The organism is Pasteurella canis (assembly GCF_900454865.1).
Classification (GTDB): domain Bacteria; phylum Pseudomonadota; class Gammaproteobacteria; order Enterobacterales; family Pasteurellaceae; genus Pasteurella; species Pasteurella canis.
This window is the reverse complement of the sequence record NZ_UGTV01000015.1, coordinates 1,053,870-1,072,320: the sequence shown is the minus strand read 5'-3', so window position 1 is coordinate 1,072,320 and position 18,451 is coordinate 1,053,870. Positions and strand designations below refer to the sequence as shown.

The following is an 18,451-nucleotide window of genomic DNA, read 5'->3' as shown; positions in this document are numbered from 1 at the left end:
AAGAATACTAATATGTTGAATTATCTACAGAAAGAAGTAAATGAAATAATTAATCGTGGATTTGACCGCACTTTACGTATTGCGGTTACTGGGCTAAGTCGGAGTGGAAAAACAGCATTTATTACTAGTTTAATTAATCAGTTATTACATATTAATCGTGTAGATAATCATCATCTTCCACTCTTTGAAGCAGCCCGAAATCAATCTATTATTGCAGTGAAACGTGTGCCACAGCTAAATTTAAGCATTCCTCGGTTTGATTATGAGGCAAATATACAATCTTTAATGCAACAGCCTCCTGTTTGGCCTCAATCTACTCGGGGAGTAAGTGAAACTCGTTTGGCCATTCGTTATCAGCGTCATACTGGCTTAATGCGTCATTTGAAAGAGAAAACGACACTTTATCTTGATATTTTTGATTATCCAGGTGAATGGCTGCTTGATTTGCCTTTATTATCCTCGAACTATCAGCAATGGTCACAAGAGTCACAAAATATTATCGAGAGTCAACGGTCAGAATTTGCTAAATTATGGTTAGATAAAGTCAAAAAATTGGATTTAAAAGCAGTAGCTGATGAAGATGTTTTGGCACAATTAGCACAAGACTATACAAACTATTTATTAGCTTGTAAGCAACAAGGATTACATTTTATTCAACCTGGGCGTTTTGTTTTACCAGGTGAATTAGAGGGAGCGCCAGTATTACAATTTTTCCCTCTTATCCATTTAAATGATGCAGAATGGCAGCAACTAAAAAATGAGAAAAGAGTGAACAGTTATTTTAGGGTTTTGACTCAGCGTTATGAATATTATCGTCAACATATAGTGAAAAAATTTTATCAAGATTATTTTTCCACTTTTGATCGTCAAGTGATCTTAGCAGATTGTTTAACGCCATTAAATCATAGCGATCAAGCATTTATTGATATGCAAATAGGGTTACAGCAATTATTTAAGAATTTTCACTATGGTAAACGCACATTACTTAATCGTTTATTTTCACCACGTATTGATAAACTGATGTTTATTGCTACTAAAGCTGATCATATTACAAATGATCAGTTACCAAATTTAGTCAGCTTGCTGCGTCAATTAGTACAAGAAGGTGGGCGCCATGTGGAATATGAGGGTATTCATACTGAGTATACTGCAATAGCAGCTATCCGTGCTACACAGCAAGTATTGGTTAACCAAAATGGACATAGCTTTAAAGCATTAAGAGGAGTACGCTCAAGTGATAAACAGAAAGTGACTGTTTATCCAGGTTCTGTGCCGAGTAAATTACCAAAGCCAGAATTTTGGCAAAATCAACAATTTGAATTTGATCAATTTGAGCCACAACAGTTAGTATTGGGAGAAAACATACCTCATTTACGTATGGATTCAGTGTTACAATTCTTGCTAGGTGATAAATTTTAATTGTAGAGTAATAATAAATGACCGAAAAACGTATTTTTACAGAAACAGAACAAGCTGATTTTGTGCACCAATTTTCACCGAAACGTGAATTTATTGAACAAGACATAGAAATTGAAATTGATAATTCAGATCCTATAGAGATAGAGGGAGAGTTGTTAGATAAGCAGTTTGAACACATTGTCGCGCCAAAATCAACTTGGTGGAAAAAAGGGATAGGGTTAACGGTATTATTATTTCTTATTGCGACTATAGCTCAATCAGTTCAATGGCTAATCAATACTTGGCAACAAAATCAATGGATTTATTTCGCTTTTTCGTTAGTAGCTTGTTTTGCTGTGGTATTTGGTGTATTGGCAATTAGCCGTGAATGGTTCCGTTTACTTAGATTAAAACAAAGAACAAATTTACAGCAGCAAAGCGAACAATTACTGCTAGAAAGTGCGGTAAGTTTTGAGCAAAATTTTTCAGCAAATAAACATGAACAAGCAAAGCAGCTTTGTTTATCAATGGCAAAAATGTTGAAATTATCCTCACAAGATCCAAAACTGATGTTATGGCAACAACAAATTCAAGATGGACATTCTGCACAAGAGATAGCTTATTTATTCAGCCAGACGGTACTTCAATCTTTTGATAAACAGGCAAAAAAGCTCATTAGTAAAAGTGCAGTGGAGGCTACAATGATTGTGACAGTGAGTCCTTTAGCAATTGTTGATATGTTTTTTCTTTCTTGGCGTAATATCCGTCTAGTTAATCAAATTGCACAACTTTATGGTATTGAACTAGGTTATTGGAGCCGATTACGTTTATTAAAAATGGTGTTATTTAATCTTGCTTTTGCGGGTGCTACAGAAATTGTACAAGATATTGGTATGGATTGGTTATCACAGGATCTCACTGCTAAACTTTCAGCTCGAGCAGCACAAGGTATTGGTGTAGGTTTATTAACTGCAAGATTAGGTGTCAAAGCAATGGAGTTTTGTCGCCCTTTAGCATTTCGCCAAGATGAGAAACCTCGTATTAAACATATTCACCAAACTTTATTAAGCCATTTAAAAACAACTATTTTTTCTTCAACTAAATCAAAAGAGAAACAAAAAGTTTAGCCGTGTAAATTTTTATTTCCACCATTGTTTAAAGTTTACATATTTTAATGATATGATAAGCCTATCTATGCTTAATGAGGAAAACAGATGTCCTTGAATAATGTGAATAATTCAGCATTTACTGAGATTGTTGCGAAAAGTCCTAAAATGGAAAATTTACTTGCACAGGCGATTAAATTTTCTGCAAGTGATGCTCCGTTGCTTATTCAAGGTGAAACTGGAACGGGGAAAGATTTGATTGCTAAATCTTGTCATCTTGCAGGACCTCGATCTCAAAATAAATTTATTGCAGTGAATTGTGCAGGATTACCAAGCCAAGATGCTGAAAGCGAAATGTTTGGCCGTCGAGATAATGATAAAGAATATGTTGGCTTTTTTGAATATGCTAATGGTGGAACAGTATTACTTGATAGTATTGCTGAGTTATCGCTTGAATTACAGGCAAAATTATTACGTTTTTTAAATGATGGTACTTTTAGACGAGTAGGCGAAGAACAGGAACACTACGCTAATGTACGTGTTATTTGTACTTCTCAGATACCTTTACAACATTACGTTGATGAAGGAAAAATGCGTAGTGATTTGTTTCATCGCCTTAATGTATTGACACTCAATATCCCTTCTTTACGGGAGCGAAAGGAAGATATACCTGATTTAGTCAATATTTTTGTTGCACAAATTAGTGAACAACTACAAATAAATAAGCCATATTTTAGTGAGAAATTTATTCAATATTTACAAGGTTATCCATGGACTGGTAATGTTAGAGAATTGCATAATGCGTTATATCGTGCATGTAGTTTAGCTGAAAATGATGAATTAACAATTGCTGGCTTGAATTTAGTAGAGCAAGAAATTGTGCCAGTCATATTAGATCAATTTGGCCATGAAACATTAGAACAGATTATGAATAAATTTGAAGCAAGTGTTTTGCGAAAATTTTATGAACAATATCCAAGTACCAGAAAGCTAGCAGTACGTTTAGGGATTTCACATACTGCTATTGCTAATAAATTAAGACAATACGGTATTAGCAAGTAACGTATAAAGGACAATTTAGACTTTAGCTTTCTCTTTATAACAACTAGGCTTACTCATAGAATCAAAATGCGCTTGAATTTACGAAATTTTCTAGTTCTGTAAATTGTTTAACTAATTTTAGCCATTCGACTTTATCAATTTGAATGTGTAGCAGGAACTCGCCTTGTTCACTCATTTTTTCATCTCGAATACAATTTAACTGGTATAAATGATGACGAATTTTTCCGCAATAAAGTGGTAAAGTGAGGGATAAAGTTAAAATGTCATTTTTTAATAGTTCTCTTATTGCCTTGAGTAACAAATTTAAACCTTGTCCTGAATGTGCTGAAATATAGACCGCACTTGGTCTATTTTCATGATCATATTCAATATGCGGTTCTACTTCTTCTATTTGATCGATCTTGTTATAGACGAATAAAGTTGGAATATCATGAGCCTTGATTTCTTCTAATACAGCTTTAACTGCCTCAATATTTTCTTGTTTGTGTGGGTCTGCACAATCAATTACGTGTAATAACAGAGAGGCTTCTGTTGTTTCTTGTAAAGTTGATTTAAAGGCAGATATGAGGTCATGTGGTAAATGGCGAATGAAACCAACTGTATCAGCTAAAATAGTTGTGCCAACATCTTGGATTTGTAAACGGCGTAATGTGGGATCAAGTGTGGCAAAAAGTTGATCAGCTGCATAGACATTTGCTTGTGTCATGAGATTAAATAGAGTGGATTTACCCGCATTAGTGTAGCCGACTAATGAAATAGTGGGAATATCTGCTTTTTGCCGTGTTTGGCGGTTTTGATTGCGCTGTTTTTCTACTTTAGCCAAGCGATTTTGTAATTGAGCAATACGTACTTTAATTAAGCGACGATCTGTCTCCAGTTGTGTTTCACCTGGACCACGTAAACCAACGGCACCTTTTTGTTGATCCAAACCTGTTTTTCGACGTACTAAACGTGTTGATAAATGTTTTAGTTGTGCTAATTCAACTTGGAGTTTACCCTCATGTGAGCGAGCACGTTGTGCAAAAATATCTAAAATGACGCCTGTGCGATCTACTACACGACACTGACAAAGCGTTTCTAGATTACGTGTCTGAGCAGGTGTTAAACTGTGATTTACGAGTACAACATCAGCATTATGCTCTTTGACTGCATTCGCAATCTCTTCAGCTTTACCTTGCCCAACGAAATATTTTGCTTGTGGTATTGCTCTTGTAGTTGTGATAATTGAACGAATATCAACGTTTGCTGATTGGGCAAGTAAGCAAAACTCGGCGAGATCATCTTCATCATGTTGTTGGGATAAAAAGCAATGGACAATAATTGCTTGATCAGCAATCGAATGCTTAATATTGAGAGACTGTTTTGATAACGTTTTAAGATAATAAAGTGCGGTGGATTCTTGGTTTAAATCCACCGCACTTGAAATTGATTTATTTAACATTAATTCAACTTATGATTATTCAGTTTTGTCTGTATTTGATTCAGCTTGTTGCTCTTGAGCTTGCTGATAATTCTGTTGGTTAGAATTATTGTTATTATGATGAGATACAGAACGTGCTGGAACAACAGTTGAAATTGCGTGTTTATACACCATTTGATTAACTGTGTTTTTTAATAAGATTACAAATTGGTCGAACGATTCAATTTGACCTTGTAATTTAATGCCGTTTACTAAGTAAATAGATACAGGAATACGTTCACGACGTAACGCATTTAAATAAGGATCTTGTAAAGATTGTCCTTTTGCCATTTTTTTTTCCTTCTGTATAAATAAAAATGAATATAAAAAGCCGAATACAGATAACTCTGTCTTCCCTCCAAATGCCAATATAACAATAAATTAATTTATTGTCATCATTGAACCTCAATTATTTTTCGTGCAGAGAATAATCAATATTAATCAGCGAGTTTATGATTTTTTGCTTTGCTTCTTCTATTTCTAGGCTATCTAGCCATTCAATAGGATATTTCCAACCACGAAGCCAAGTAATTTGGCGTTTAGCAAGCTGGCGTGTTGCACAAATGCCTCGGAAAATCATTTCTTCATGCGAGTAATCGCCACGTAAATATTCCCACATTTGGCGGTAGCCAACACAGCGAATAGCTGGTAAATCAGCATGTAAATCACCACGTTGATAGAGTTTCTCTACTTCTTGTTGGAAACCTAATTGAATCATTTTTTTAAAACGTATCGCTATGCGTTCATGTAGTATCTGGCGATCTTTTGGAGTGGTTGCAAATTGTAATATTTGATAAGGTAAAGCATCTCCTTTTTGCTCAGTGAGCGTTGTAAGTGTTTTACCCGTGATATAAAAAACCTCTAAAGCTCGGTTAATTCGTTGTGAATCATTAGGGTTAATACGTTGTGCAGAGATTGGATCAATTCTAGTTAGCTCTTGATGTAAAGCAGCCCAGCCTAATTGCTGTGCTTTACTCTCAATTTCTGCTCGTATATTTTCATCCGCAGAAGGAAGGGGGGATAAGCCCTCAAGTAATGCTTTGTAATACAGCATTGTACCGCCAACAAGCAGTGGGATTTTACCTTGTGCAGTAATTTGTTCCATTTCACGTAGTGCATCTTGCCGAAAGTTTGCGGCGGAATAACTTTCTGAAGGATCACAAATATTAATCAAACGATGAGGAGCTAAAGCAAGCTCCTCATCGTTTGGTTTTGCTGTACCAATATCCATCCCTTTATAAATTAAAGCAGAATCGACACTGATTACTTCTACAGGCAATACTTGGCGTAATTTAATTGCCAAGTCAGTTTTTCCAGAAGCAGTTGGCCCCATTAAGAAAATTGCAGTTGGTTTTGTTAAAGACATTTGTTTAAATTTGCTCTAAATAAGGTTGCCAATCAATAGGGATTAACAGCTCTGATAATCTATTTGTTTGTTGAGGACTTAGCAATCGTTCTGTTTCAGTGAGTAAGCTTACAGCATCAGCAAATATACTGATAGGATGTGATCTTAGCGTTTTATAAAGTGCGGTCAAAAATAAGGAAAATTCACAGATTGATTGTGATAACACCGCAATCACACATTTTTGTAAATTTTGTTCACGCAAACAGGTCGGGACTCTAATTAAAGTAATCCGTTTCTGACTAAGATTTTCACTAAATTCAAAGCCCACTTGTGTAAAAAAGTTTTTTTGTTGTAGCCAGTGAGTAAGCTGTGCTTCATTCAAACGAAATATGATGGGAATAAGCAAGGGTTGTTGTGATATTGGCTGTTGTTGTAATAAAAACTCTATTTTTAACTGTTGAAGTTTAGTTAATGATAATAAATAGAATTGCTGATGTTGCTGAAGTAATAATGCTTTTTCTGCTACTAAAGCGAGAGCTTTTAAAATATAACTTCCTGTATACTCTTTAGTGGAGTCTACAAGATGAATTGTACTGATTGAATCCGTGTTGGTTGACTTTAGGAGTTCATTGTATGCTAGTCGTTCCGTTTTAGCTGTTTTTTCTTGTGAGTATTTAGGTAGAAAGTGCGGTCGATTTTCACTAATTTGAGTGTTATTTAGTGAGATATGATTCCCAGTCCTATTAGTAGATGTAAAGATATTTTGCCCAGCAGTAGCTCGATTCGGCCTAATTTGTGTTGAAGTTGCCCAATGTGGTATTGGTTCTTGAATTTGATTTGGCTTGGTTGCGGCATATTTCAATTCTGAAGTATTCTTCTCAGCTTGTTCAGAACTGAGGGCATGAGTTATACCTTGGTAAATAAAATCATGAATTAAGCGCTGTTGGTGAAAACGGACCTCGTGTTTGGTTGGATGAACATTAACATCAACTTCATGAGGATTTAAATCAAGAAATAAGATAAAAGCGGGATATTGCTCAGTGGTTAAATAGTCTGCATAAGCTTGACGAATAGCGTGGTTTATGATTTTATCACGCACCATGCGACCATTGATATAACAATAGCTTAGGTCATTTTGTGTGCGTACAAAACTAGGTAATGCTACCCAGCCTGATAAATGTAGATCATCATGTATCCAATTAATTTGCAATGCATTTTGAACAAAATCATTACCACAAATTGCAGCAACACGTTTTAGCATTTGTCCATTCTGTGCATTTTTATATTGACGCAAGGTTTTTCCATTATGACTTAAGCTAAAAGTAATATTGGGTTTAGCAAGAGCAATACGACGAATAACTTCATCAATATGTGAAAATTCGGTTTTATCTGTACGTAAAAATTTTCGGCGTGCGGGTGTATTGAAAAATAAGTTTGCTACTTCAACTGTTGTACCTACTGGATGTGAGGCTGGTTTAATAGTCGTTTCCATTTCTCGTCCTTGCGCATAAACCTGCCATGCTTCATTTTGTTCAGCTATACGTGAAGTGAGTGTTAAGCGAGAAACTGAACTAATACTAGCTAATGCTTCACCACGAAAACCTAAACTTAAAATTGCATCTAAATCTTCTAAACTAGTGATTTTACTCGTGGCGTGACGAGCCAGTGCAAGAGAAAGTTCTGCTTTAGGTATACCCATTCCATTGTCTCGAATACGTATTAATGTACTACCGCCATTTTCGATATCAATTTGAATATGTGTTGCACCAGCATCTAAACTATTTTCTACTAGTTCTTTTACTACCGAAGCAGGACGCTCCACCACTTCACCAGCAGCGATTTGGTTAGCTAATTGCGGAGGGAGAACTTGAATCGGCATAGGCATTAATCTCTTAACTTAATTTTTTGTCCTATCAGGACTTTCCCATTTTTTAAATTCGGGTTTAATTTCAGTAATTGTGTTGGTGGAATATTATATTCTCGTGCAATAGCATACAATGTTTGTCCTTTTCTCACGGTATGATATTTCGGGGTATTCGAGCTTGTTTGAGAACCGATTTTTCCTTGTGTAGGCTTCTCATGTTTAGTTTCAGCAGCTTTCTTTTTTACTTTATCGGATTGACTTGTATTTTTTGTATCTCCTGGAATTTTTAACGTTTCACCAATCCATAATTCACGGCGTTTTAATTGATTTAATGCAGTAATATCATTCACTTTTACGCCGTATTTTTTAGCAAGGCCATTTAAGGTTTCGCCTGCTTTTACTTTATGACGAATACCACTATCAGCGATGGTTGATTTATTCTCAGTTGTTTTTCCAGATGCTGTTTTCGTTGGTATTTTAGGTTCATTGACTACATTTTTTTTGCGATATTCGACTAGACTTTCATAAATCATGTAAGCAACTTTCTTACGGTAGGCTAGCGAGCTGAGTTTCTTTTCTTCATCTGTATTTGATAAAAAACCTGTTTCTACTAATATTGAAGGTATATCAGGTGAGCGTAATACACCTAAACTTGCGTGCTGAGGTGTGCTACGGTTTAAAGCCGTGATTTTAGCAAAACGTTTTAGCACAATTGAACCTAGTTCATAGCCAACACGTTGACTGTGACCAAATTGTAAATCAAGCACTGTTTGATCTAAGTATTTTTCGTTATGTGAGGAAAGTACTGTACCAGCACCGCCAAGTAACTCTGAGCGTTTTTCATGATCTTCTAACCATTGCCCCATTTCACTATTAGCTCGGCGATTGGATAAAACCCATACAGAGGCTCCCCGTAAATTAGGGGATAAATTAGAGTCTGCATGGATAGAGATGAGTAAATTCGCTTTATGTTTACGCGCAATTTCAGATCGTTTGGGAACAGAAATAAAATAGTCACCAGTTCGAGTTAATACACCACGGAAATTTGGATCCTTATCAAGTAATATTTTTAATTCTCTCGCAATAGATAACGTCACATTTTTTTCATACATTTTTAAATTACGGCTAATGGCACCAGGATCGGTTCCTCCGTGACCAGGATCAATTGCAATAATCCACACATTATTAGCAAATGATGGTATTGAAATAAAAAAGAAAATAACTAAGAAAAATGAAATAAAATTATGCTTTCTCATCGTATTACAGTGTTATTGTGTTAATTTGCCAATAATTTGTTCACCTACTATGGTGTTTGCCACTAATTCAATATTACGAGCACTCTCTACATAGATAATATTGATTAATAAATCAGCTTCTGCAAGCAAACCTTGACCTTTTTCGGCCCATTCGATTAAACACAAGCAATTATTATTAAAATAATCACGAATTCCCATAAACTCGAGCTCTTCAGGATCACTTAAACGATATAAATCAAAATGATAAACAGTTTTAGTGGGTAAATGATATTCTTCAACTAAAGTATAAGTAGGACTTTTTACATTACCGCGATGGCCTAGTGCTTGAATAATTCCACGACTTAACGTCGTCTTACCTGCACCTAAATCGCCATTTAAGTAGATAGTGATTGCTTTTGGTATATCAAGCTCATGAATTGCATTGACAAGTTGGGCACCAAATTGACACATTGCATTTTCATCGCGGATATACTGGGTATAGCAAGATACTTTAGTCATAGATTTATGCTTTTTTACTATTAAATTACATTTCAAAATAGCCCAAAATTGTACCGCACTTTTATTGGATAACATAGACTAAAAGCGTATTTTCTTTAATAAAAATACAAGTAAAAGAATAATAAGGAATAAAGTTTATTTTTAAGAAAAATATAATTTTGGAGCGGGAAACGAGGCTCGAACTCGCGACCCCGACCTTGGCAAGGTCGTGCTCTACCAACTGAGCTATTCCCGCATTGAAGAGTAAAATATTGTAATTGGAGCGGGAAACGAGGCTCGAACTCGCGACCCCGACCTTGGCAAGGTCGTGCTCTACCAACTGAGCTATTCCCGCATCACATTATCAAAACTGCTTAACAGTGATATATAGGGCTGTATTATACGAAAAATTTTTGAAGGAGCAAGTGTAAAATGTAGAAAAAAGTCGGTTTGCTTAGATATTCAACGAGGTAATAAAAAAATAGGACATTATTATCGTGTCGCTATATTTTATTTGATATGTTTATCTCCAGTTCAATATCTGTAGTGATAGTTTGTATTGCAATGTTATCTTCGCACAATTTCTGTATGATTCCAGAAGAATTGTTTGATAACAAACGACTGCAATAATGTTTTATCAACTATTGTTGTACTAGGGTACTTGTTAGGTGATATTTAAAGATCATTTTTCTTCTAACTTAATGAAATGTTCTCGATAGTAGGCCAATTCAGCAATCGATTCTCGAATATCATCTAAAGCAAGATGAGTATTTTTCTTTTGAAATGTTTTGAGTATTTCGGGTTTCCAGCGGGAAGCAAGCTCTTTTAGCGTGCTGACATCTAAATGACGGTAATGAAAATATTCTGCAAGTTCAGGCATATACTTAAATAAAAAACGTTTGTCTTGAGAAACGCTATTACCACAAATAGGTGAAGCGCCTTTCGGAACCCATTTTTTTAGAAAGTCAATAGTTTGTAACTCCGCTGCACGTTCAGTAAACTGGCTGTTTTTAACACGTTCAACTAAACCATTTGCTGTATGTGTTTTTATGCACCATTCACTCATTTTACTGAGTAATTCATCAGATTGGTGGATGGCTAAAACAGGACCTTCAGCTAAAATATTTAGCTCCTTATCTGTTACAATTGTCGCTATTTCGATAATACGTTCTTTTTCAGGATCTAGGCCTGTCATTTCTAAATCAATCCAAATGAGATTTTGTTTATCTAATTGCATAATGTTATCCTATGAAAATACTTTTTCTGTATTTTAGCGGAAAACTTGTAAAAAAACGACCGCACTTTAAAGGATAAGCCATTGAGTAAACGTAAATTAACGCAGAATCAAAAACGTCGCATTCAATCAAACAATATAAAAGCCTTACATCGCCATCAACGTAAAGAAAAGCAAGTGGTTGAGTGGCAAGATGATATGTTAAGTGAGTCACAAGATGGGATAATTGTCACTCGTTACTCGATTCATGCTGATGTTGAAGATACTCATGGTGAAGTATTTCGTTGTAATTTACGTCGTACTTTATCCAATGTTGTTGTGGGCGATAGGGTTGTTTGGCGAAAAGGAAATGAACAATTACAAGGAATTAGCGGAGTTATTGAAGCAATTAAACCACGCCAAAATGAAATATCACGTCCTGATTACTATGATGGTTTAAAAGTAATTGCGGCGAATATTGATCGTATCATCATTGTTTCCGCGGTGCTACCTACATTATCGTTAAATATTATCGATCGTTATTTAGTGATCTGTGAAACTGCGAATATTCCAGCTGTAATTATTGTGAATAAGTCAGATTTGTTGACAGAATCAGAATACCAACAAGTGGAAGAACAATTGAAAATTTATCAGAAAATTGGCTATCAAACGATAATCTTGTCAGCACAATCAGGTGAGAATATGGAAAAACTCACCGCTCTTTTATCTGAAGGTACATCTATTTTTGTTGGACAATCTGGTGTAGGAAAATCAAGTTTGATTAATCATATTTTGCCTGATGTTAACGCACAGATTGGAGGCATTAGTGAAAACTCAGGACTTGGACAGCATACTACAACATCTTCTCGTTTATATCATTTGCCTCAGGGAGGAAATTTAATTGATTCTCCAGGTATACGTGAGTTTGGATTATGGCATTTAGAACAAGAGCAAATTACGAGAGGATATCGTGAGTTTCAATATTTTCTAGGAACATGTAAATTTAGGGATTGTAAACATTTATCCGATCCTGGTTGTGCATTACGTGAAGCAGTAGCATTAGGCAAGATTCATTCGGTGCGTTTTGATAATTATCACCGTCTTATTGCTAGCCTCAATGAAACAAAATCCCAGCGTCATTTTGCTGCCGACCTATAGTCGTTAATTGAATGTTAATAAAGGACTAAAAAACACTCTTTTTGAGTGTTTTTTTGTGATCTTCCTCAAGTTTTTATTTGATTAACCTTGATTATTTACTTGCTAAGATTGATACTAGCTATATATTTATTTTTTATTTAAAAATAAATGTGATATGCAAAGAATGAGCAAATAATCATTTATTGTTTATTTTACTTTAATTATTTTGTTTAGAGGAAAAAATCATGTACTCAAAAGAAGTTGAAATTATTGCGCCAAATGGATTACATACTCGTCCAGCGGCACAGTTTGTAAAAGAAGCAAAAGCATTTGCATCTGACATTACTGTGACTTCAGCGGGTAAAAGTGCAAGTGCGAAGAGTTTATTTAAATTACAAACTTTAGCATTAACACAAGGTACAGTTATTACAATTTCAGCTGAAGGTGAGGATGAGCAAAAAGCAGTGGAACATTTAGTTGCTCTTATCCCAACATTAGAATAATTGTTTATAGCCATAATGTCATGAATATTATGGCTATTCTTTTCTTTTATCATCAAAATTAAATATATTTCGGAAGGGTTATATATGATTTCAGGTATTCCAGCTTCACCAGGTATTGTTTTTGGTAAAGCATTAGTGCTTAAAGAAGAAAAAATTGTACTTGATATGCAAAAAATTAGTGAGGCTCAAATTGAAGCTGAGATAGCACGTTTTTATCAAGGACGTGAGGCTGCTGTTGAGCAGCTAAGCACAATTCGAGATCGCGCAGAAAAAACATTAGGTGAAGAGAAAGCCGCTATTTTTGAAGGTCATTTAATGATCTTAGAAGATGAGGAATTAGAAGAAGAAATCATTGATTATATAAGAACAAATAAAGTAAATGCTGGTGTGGCAGCAAGTAAGATTATAGATCAACAAGTTGTAATGCTTTCTGAAATTGATGATGAATATTTAAGAGAACGTGCTGGAGATATTCGAGACATTGGTAATCGTTTGATCAAAAATATCTTAGGCATGCATATTGTTGATCTCGGCGATATTAATGAAGAAGCAATTCTGATTGCTTATGATTTGACACCTTCTGAAACCGCACAGTTAAATTTAGAGAAAGTATTAGGTTTTATTACTGATATTGGTGGTAGAACTTCACATACCTCGATTATGGCTCGTTCTTTAGAACTTCCAGCGATTGTTGGTACAAATAATGTTACCGAGCGTGTAAATACAGGCGATTACTTGATCCTTGATGCTGTAAATAATGCGATTTATGTAAATCCTTCACAGCAAGAAATTACACGCTTAAAAGCATTAGAACAAAAACTCGCGGAAGAAAAAGCAGAGTTAGCGAAATTAAAAGATTTGCCCGCATTAACTTTAGATGGACACCGTGTTGATGTTGTTGCCAATATTGGGACAATTCGTGATGTTGAAAGTGCGGATCGTAATGGTGCTGAAGGTGTGGGGTTATATCGTACAGAATTTTTATTTATGGATCGTGACCAATTACCAACAGAAGAAGAGCAGTTCATCGCTTATAAAGACGTTGTTGAAGCAATGAATGGACGATTAGTTGTGTTGCGTACGATGGATATTGGTGGTGATAAAGAGTTACCTTATTTAAATTTGCCAAAAGAAATGAATCCTTTTTTAGGCTGGCGTGCAGTACGTATCGCATTAGATCGTCGAGAGATTCTACATGCACAACTAAGAGCTGTATTACGTGCTTCAGCATTTGGTAAACTAGCTGTTATGTTCCCAATGATCATTTCTGTTGAAGAAATTCGTGAATTAAAAGCGGTTATTGATACATTAAAACAAGAATTACGTAGTGAAGGCAAAACTTTTGATGATGAGATTCAAATAGGTGTAATGGTAGAAACACCAGCCGCTGCAGTAAATGCGAAATTCTTAGCAAAAGAAGTTGATTTCTTTAGTATTGGTACAAATGATTTAACACAATATACTTTAGCTGTAGATCGTGGTAATGAATTAATCTCTCATCTTTATAATCCAATGTCGCCACCTGTCTTAAGTTTAATTAAACAAGTGATCGATGCCTCACATGCTGAAGGGAAATGGACGGGGATGTGTGGAGAGCTAGCGGGCGATGAAAAAGCAACTATTTTGTTACTTGGCATGGGATTAGATGAATTTAGTATGAGTGCTATTTCTGTACCACGTATCAAAAAATTGATCCGTAATGTCGACTATGCAGATGCGAAGACATTAGCAGCTAAAGCGTTACAGCTGCCGACGGCTGCAGAAATTGAACAATTAGTAGAAGATTTTTTAGCTGAAAAAGCATTAAATTAGATACAAGTTTAAAATTTTACGCTAAAATATAAACGCATTTACTTAGTAGGAGACTAAAATGGGTTTATTCGACAAATTATTTGGTTCAAAAGACAAAAAAGCCGTTGAAGTGGAAATTTTTGCTCCGCTTTCTGGTGAAATTGTGAATATTGAAGATGTACCAGATGTTGTTTTTTCTGAAAAAATTGTTGGGGATGGCATCGCTATTCGTCCTACAGGCAATAAAATGGTTGCTCCTGTTGATGGTGTGATTGGTAAAATTTTTGAAACTAATCATGCGTTTTCGATGGAGTCAAAAGATGGCGTAGAATTATTTGTTCACTTCGGTATTGATACTGTTGAATTAAAAGGTGAAGGCTTTAAACGCATTGCCCAAGAAGGTCAAACAGTAAAGCGTGGTGATACTGTTATTGAATTTGATTTGGAAATGCTGGAGGCAAAAGCAAAATCAGTACTTACTCCAGTTGTGATTTCAAATATGGATGAAATAAGTAATATTGAAAAGAAAACTGGTGAAGTTGTTGCTGGTGAATCTGTTGTTTTAGTATTGAAAAAATAATCTTTGAAATTTTCTAAATGAAAAGTCTGTCTAATTATAAGGCAGACTTTTTTATTTGTACTAAAATCTTTTGAAATTTATATTGTAGTCAATAGATAAATTGTAATCTGATATAGGTAACAACGTTTCTCTCACTTAAAAGATCTTGCTAATATTTACTGTGCTTGGGTCGATATATCATTATTATTCTCCTTAATTAAGATTCATTTATTCATTTTTTGATACAACTATACGTATTTTATAAAATGAAGGTTATAATATGAGAATAGTTTTCATTTTCTTCATTGTATTAAAAGAGAGATATTTCGAATTTCATTATTGTATTAGAAAAGCTCATTTAGATAAGAAAAAAGCTACCTCAAAAGTATTCTTTTTTCTGTTTTGTGAGAGAAATCACTATCTTTATCTAAAAAAATCTAATAATATTTATAAAATTTGTTAAAAATTTGTGAAGCGGTTCTTCTTAATTGCTCCTTTGCAAATTGTATTCAATTTTATCAATTTAGTTATTAACTCATCGCTTAATCTTAACTAAGATTAAGCTTACTTTTAACTTAACAAAATAAGGAAAAGACTATGTCAGATATGTTAAAGAATGACGTAGATCCAGTCGAAACTAATGATTGGTTGTTAGCTATTGATGCGGTCATTCGCGAAGAGGGTGTTGAAAGAGCACAATTTATTATTGAACAACTCATGCAACATGCTCGTGCAAATAATGTTTCTTTACCGACAGGTATTACTACCGACTATATCAACACTATTCCAACCTCTGAAGAACCTAATTATCCAGGTAACCTAGATTTAGAAAGACGTATTCGTGGTGCTATTCGTTGGAATGCAATTATGATGGTATTACGTGCTTCGAAAAAAGATTTGGAATTAGGTGGACATATGTCTTCTTTCCAATCCTCAGCAACTATTTATGAAGTGTGCTTTAATCATTTCTTTAAAGCTCGCTCAGAAAAAAATGGTGGCGATTTAGTTTTCTTCCAAGGTCATATTTCTCCAGGAATTTATGCTCGTGCTTTCTTAGAGGGACGTTTGACTGAAGAACAAATGGATAATTTCCGACAAGAAGTTCATGGTAAAGGTCTTTCTTCTTATCCGCATCCTAAATTAATGCCTGAATTCTGGCAATTCCCAACAGTTTCAATGGGACTAGGACCATTAAATGCAATCTATCAAGCTCGTTTCTTAAAATATTTACATAATCGTGGTTTAAAAGATACAGCAGATCAGACTGTTTATGCCTTCTTAGGTGATGGTGAAATGGACGAAGTAGAATCACGTGGCGCGATTTCTGTTGCTGCACGTGAGAAGCTTGATAATTTAGTCTTTGTCATCAACTGTAACTTACAACGTTTAGATGGGCCAGTAACAGGTAATGGTAAAATTATTCAAGAATTAGAAGGTCTGTTTAATGGTGCAGGTTGGGAAGTGATTAAAGTTATTTGGGGACGTCGTTGGGATCGTTTATTACAACGCGATACTTCAGGTAAATTATTACAACTAATGATGGAAGTTGTTGACGGCGATTACCAAACGATGAAATCAAAAGATGGTGCTTATGTCCGTAAACATTTCTTTGGTCGTTATCCAGAAACAGAAGCATTAGTTGCTGAAATGACAGATGATGAAATTTGGGCACTTAATCGTGGTGGTCATGATCCATTAAAAATCTTTGCAGCATTTAACAAAGCGAAACAAGTTAAAGGCAAACCAGTTGTATTACTTGTGAAAACAATCAAAGGTTATGGTATGGGTGATGCTGCTGAAGGTAAAAATATTGCTCACCAAGTGAAGAAAATGGATATGTCAGGCGTAAGACATGTCCGTGATCGTTTTAACATCGATATTTCTGACGCAGAAGTTGAAAACTTACCTTATATCAAGTTTGCAGAAGGGTCAGAGGAATATAAATATCTTCATGAGCGTCGCCAAGCGTTACAAGGCTATTTACCAACTCGCTTGCCACGCTTTACTGAACAGTTAGAAGTACCAGAATTAGAAGAATTTGCTCAATTATTTGAAGCGCAAGCACGTCCAATTTCAACCACTATGGCATTTGTTCGTTCATTAAACGTATTATTGAAAAACAAATCTGTGGGTAAACGTATTGTGCCTATTCTTGCAGATGAAGCTCGTACATTTGGTATGGAAGGTTTATTCCGTCAAATTGGTATCTACAATCCATATGGTCAAAATTATACTCCACAGGATCGTGAGCAAGTCTCTTACTATCGTGAAGCAATTGATGGCCAAGTTTTACAAGAAGGGATTAATGAACAAGGAGCAACAGCATCTTGGTTAGCTGCTGCAACATCTTACTCAACCAATGATTTTCCAATGATTCCATTCTATGTGTACTACTCAATGTTTGGTTTCCAACGTATTGGTGATCTAATGTGGGCAGCCGGTGACCAACAAGCTCGTGGTTTCATGATTGGTGGTACATCTGGTCGTACAACGTTAAACGGTGAAGGGCTACAGCACGAAGATGGTCACAGCCATATTCAATCATTAACAATTCCTAACTGTATCTCTTATGACCCAGCATTTGCATTCGAAGTGGCTGTAATTATGCAAGATGGTGTACGCCGTATGTACGGTCCAGAGCAAGAGAACGTTTACTACTACATCACAACCTTGAACGAAACTTATGATCAACCAGCAATGCCAAAAGGTGCTGAAGAAGGTATCCGTAAAGGTATCTATAAATTTGAAACTGTAACTGGTCAAGGTAAAGGTAAAGTTCAGCTATTAGGTTCTGGCGCAATCTTACGTCACGTTCGTGAAGCTGCTCAATTATTAGCTAACGACTTCGGCGTAACTTCAGATGTGTACAGCGTACCGTCATTCACTGAAGTGGCTCGTGAAGGTGCTGATGCAGATCGTTGGAACTTATTACACCCAGAAGCGGAAGCTCGTATTCCTTACATTGCACAAGTCATGAATGATGCACCGGCAGTTGCTGCAACTGACTATATGAAATTATTCGCAGAACAAGTTCGTGCATACGTACCAGCTACAAGCTATCGTGTATTAGGTACTGACGGTTTCGGTCGTTCAGATAGCCGTGAGAACTTACGTGAACACTTTGAAGTAGATGCGCGTTATGTTGCAATCGCTGCATTATCTGAGTTAGCAAAACAAGGTACTATCGATAAGAAAGTTGTTGCAGAAGCAATTGCTAAATACGGTATTGATGCAGATAAAGTGAACCCACTTTACGCCTAATTTACGATTAACATTTCTCG

Annotated in this window: 15 protein-coding genes and 2 tRNA genes; 8 read left to right on the top strand and 9 right to left on the bottom strand. The window is 35.5% G+C overall.

The window, feature by feature from the left end; all coding sequences use genetic code 11:
- Positions 1-12 precede the first annotated feature (12 nt).
- The 3 genes from DYE19_RS05650 to DYE19_RS05640 all read left to right on the top strand — a co-directional run bounded on the left by DYE19_RS05650 (position 13) and on the right by DYE19_RS05640 (position 3,566).
- Positions 13-1,419: a YcjX family GTP-binding protein gene (locus tag DYE19_RS05650; RefSeq protein ID WP_115322919.1), complete on the top strand. Its 1,407-nt coding sequence runs from the start codon at positions 13-15 to the stop codon at positions 1,417-1,419.
- Positions 1,420-1,436: 17 nt separating this feature from the next.
- Positions 1,437-2,525, top strand: a complete 1,089-nt coding sequence (locus DYE19_RS05645; protein ID WP_115322918.1) for a TIGR01620 family protein — start codon at positions 1,437-1,439, stop codon at positions 2,523-2,525.
- Between the two features lie 87 nt (positions 2,526-2,612).
- The gene (locus DYE19_RS05640) at positions 2,613-3,566 is read left to right on the top strand and encodes a sigma 54-interacting transcriptional regulator (protein WP_115322917.1); all 954 of its coding nucleotides are present in this window, start codon (positions 2,613-2,615) and stop codon (positions 3,564-3,566) included.
- 61 nt (positions 3,567-3,627) lie between these two features.
- Here DYE19_RS05640 and hflX read toward each other — a convergent pair whose 3' ends face one another.
- The 9 genes from hflX to orn form a co-directional block, all read right to left on the bottom strand.
- Positions 3,628-5,007 (bottom strand): ribosome rescue GTPase HflX, encoded by a 1,380-nt coding sequence (gene hflX, locus DYE19_RS05635; protein WP_115322916.1) that lies wholly within the window; start codon positions 5,005-5,007, stop codon positions 3,628-3,630.
- A 15-nt stretch (positions 5,008-5,022) separates the two neighbouring features.
- Entirely contained in the window at positions 5,023-5,316 is a 294-nt protein-coding gene (gene hfq / locus DYE19_RS05630; RefSeq protein WP_115322915.1) for an RNA chaperone Hfq, read from the bottom strand.
- A 118-nt stretch (positions 5,317-5,434) separates the two neighbouring features.
- Positions 5,435-6,391, bottom strand: coding sequence for a tRNA (adenosine(37)-N6)-dimethylallyltransferase MiaA (miaA, locus tag DYE19_RS05625; RefSeq protein WP_115322914.1), 957 nt, complete (start codon positions 6,389-6,391; stop codon positions 5,435-5,437).
- 4 nt (positions 6,392-6,395) lie between these two features.
- Positions 6,396-8,249 carry a DNA mismatch repair endonuclease MutL gene (gene mutL / locus DYE19_RS05620; protein WP_115323583.1) on the bottom strand — a complete coding sequence of 618 codons (1,854 nt, stop codon included), beginning with the start codon at positions 8,247-8,249 and terminating at the stop codon, positions 6,396-6,398.
- A gap of 5 nt (positions 8,250-8,254) precedes the next feature.
- Positions 8,255-9,490 carry an N-acetylmuramoyl-L-alanine amidase gene (locus DYE19_RS05615; protein WP_115322913.1) on the bottom strand — a complete coding sequence of 412 codons (1,236 nt, stop codon included), beginning with the start codon at positions 9,488-9,490 and terminating at the stop codon, positions 8,255-8,257.
- Positions 9,491-9,502: 12 nt separating this feature from the next.
- Positions 9,503-9,988 (bottom strand): tRNA (adenosine(37)-N6)-threonylcarbamoyltransferase complex ATPase subunit type 1 TsaE, encoded by a 486-nt coding sequence (gene tsaE / locus DYE19_RS05610; RefSeq protein ID WP_115322912.1) that lies wholly within the window; start codon positions 9,986-9,988, stop codon positions 9,503-9,505.
- A 159-nt stretch (positions 9,989-10,147) separates the two neighbouring features.
- Positions 10,148-10,223, bottom strand: a tRNA-Gly gene (locus DYE19_RS05605).
- Positions 10,224-10,246: 23 nt separating this feature from the next.
- A tRNA-Gly gene (locus DYE19_RS05600) sits at positions 10,247-10,322 on the bottom strand.
- Positions 10,323-10,649: 327 nt separating this feature from the next.
- Positions 10,650-11,204 (bottom strand): oligoribonuclease, encoded by a 555-nt coding sequence (orn, locus tag DYE19_RS05595; RefSeq protein ID WP_115322911.1) that lies wholly within the window; start codon positions 11,202-11,204, stop codon positions 10,650-10,652.
- Between the two features lie 81 nt (positions 11,205-11,285).
- Here orn and rsgA point away from each other — a divergent pair, with 81 nt between their 5' ends.
- The 5 genes from rsgA to aceE all read left to right on the top strand — a co-directional run bounded on the left by rsgA (position 11,286) and on the right by aceE (position 18,431).
- Positions 11,286-12,338 carry a small ribosomal subunit biogenesis GTPase RsgA gene (gene rsgA / locus DYE19_RS05590; RefSeq protein WP_115322910.1) on the top strand — a complete coding sequence of 351 codons (1,053 nt, stop codon included), beginning with the start codon at positions 11,286-11,288 and terminating at the stop codon, positions 12,336-12,338.
- Between the two features lie 224 nt (positions 12,339-12,562).
- Positions 12,563-12,820, top strand: coding sequence for a phosphocarrier protein Hpr (gene ptsH, locus DYE19_RS05585; RefSeq protein ID WP_049215968.1), 258 nt, complete (start codon positions 12,563-12,565; stop codon positions 12,818-12,820).
- A gap of 84 nt (positions 12,821-12,904) precedes the next feature.
- Positions 12,905-14,632 (top strand): phosphoenolpyruvate-protein phosphotransferase PtsI, encoded by a 1,728-nt coding sequence (gene ptsI, locus DYE19_RS05580; RefSeq protein WP_115322909.1) that lies wholly within the window; start codon positions 12,905-12,907, stop codon positions 14,630-14,632.
- Between the two features lie 58 nt (positions 14,633-14,690).
- A complete protein-coding gene (gene crr, locus DYE19_RS05575) occupies positions 14,691-15,191 on the top strand; it encodes a PTS glucose transporter subunit IIA (protein ID WP_049215965.1) in 501 nt (166 codons plus the stop codon).
- 576 nt (positions 15,192-15,767) lie between these two features.
- Positions 15,768-18,431, top strand: a complete 2,664-nt coding sequence (gene aceE / locus DYE19_RS05570) for a pyruvate dehydrogenase (acetyl-transferring), homodimeric type (RefSeq protein WP_049215961.1) — start codon at positions 15,768-15,770, stop codon at positions 18,429-18,431.
- Positions 18,432-18,451 lie beyond the last annotated feature (20 nt).

Excerpts from the sequence above, each read along its gene's own strand:
- DYE19_RS05650 (WP_115322919.1), top strand. The coding sequence starts at position 13 with ATGTTGAATTATCTACAGAAAGAAGTAAATGAAATAATTAATCGTGGA.
- DYE19_RS05645 (WP_115322918.1), top strand. The coding sequence starts at position 1,437 with ATGACCGAAAAACGTATTTTTACAGAAACAGAACAAGCTGATTTTGTG.
- DYE19_RS05640 (WP_115322917.1), top strand. The coding sequence starts at position 2,613 with ATGTCCTTGAATAATGTGAATAATTCAGCATTTACTGAGATTGTTGCG.
- hflX (WP_115322916.1), bottom strand. The coding sequence starts at position 5,007 with ATGTTAAATAAATCAATTTCAAGTGCGGTGGATTTAAACCAAGAATCC.
- hfq (WP_115322915.1), bottom strand. The coding sequence starts at position 5,316 with ATGGCAAAAGGACAATCTTTACAAGATCCTTATTTAAATGCGTTACGT.
- miaA (WP_115322914.1), bottom strand. The coding sequence starts at position 6,391 with ATGTCTTTAACAAAACCAACTGCAATTTTCTTAATGGGGCCAACTGCT.
- mutL (WP_115323583.1), bottom strand. The coding sequence starts at position 8,249 with ATGCCGATTCAAGTTCTCCCTCCGCAATTAGCTAACCAAATCGCTGCT.
- DYE19_RS05615 (WP_115322913.1), bottom strand. The coding sequence starts at position 9,490 with ATGAGAAAGCATAATTTTATTTCATTTTTCTTAGTTATTTTCTTTTTT.
- tsaE (WP_115322912.1), bottom strand. The coding sequence starts at position 9,988 with ATGACTAAAGTATCTTGCTATACCCAGTATATCCGCGATGAAAATGCA.
- orn (WP_115322911.1), bottom strand. The coding sequence starts at position 11,204 with ATGCAATTAGATAAACAAAATCTCATTTGGATTGATTTAGAAATGACA.
- ptsH (WP_049215968.1), top strand. The coding sequence starts at position 12,563 with ATGTACTCAAAAGAAGTTGAAATTATTGCGCCAAATGGATTACATACT.
- ptsI (WP_115322909.1), top strand. The coding sequence starts at position 12,905 with ATGATTTCAGGTATTCCAGCTTCACCAGGTATTGTTTTTGGTAAAGCA.
- crr (WP_049215965.1), top strand. The coding sequence starts at position 14,691 with ATGGGTTTATTCGACAAATTATTTGGTTCAAAAGACAAAAAAGCCGTT.
- aceE (WP_049215961.1), top strand. The coding sequence starts at position 15,768 with ATGTCAGATATGTTAAAGAATGACGTAGATCCAGTCGAAACTAATGAT.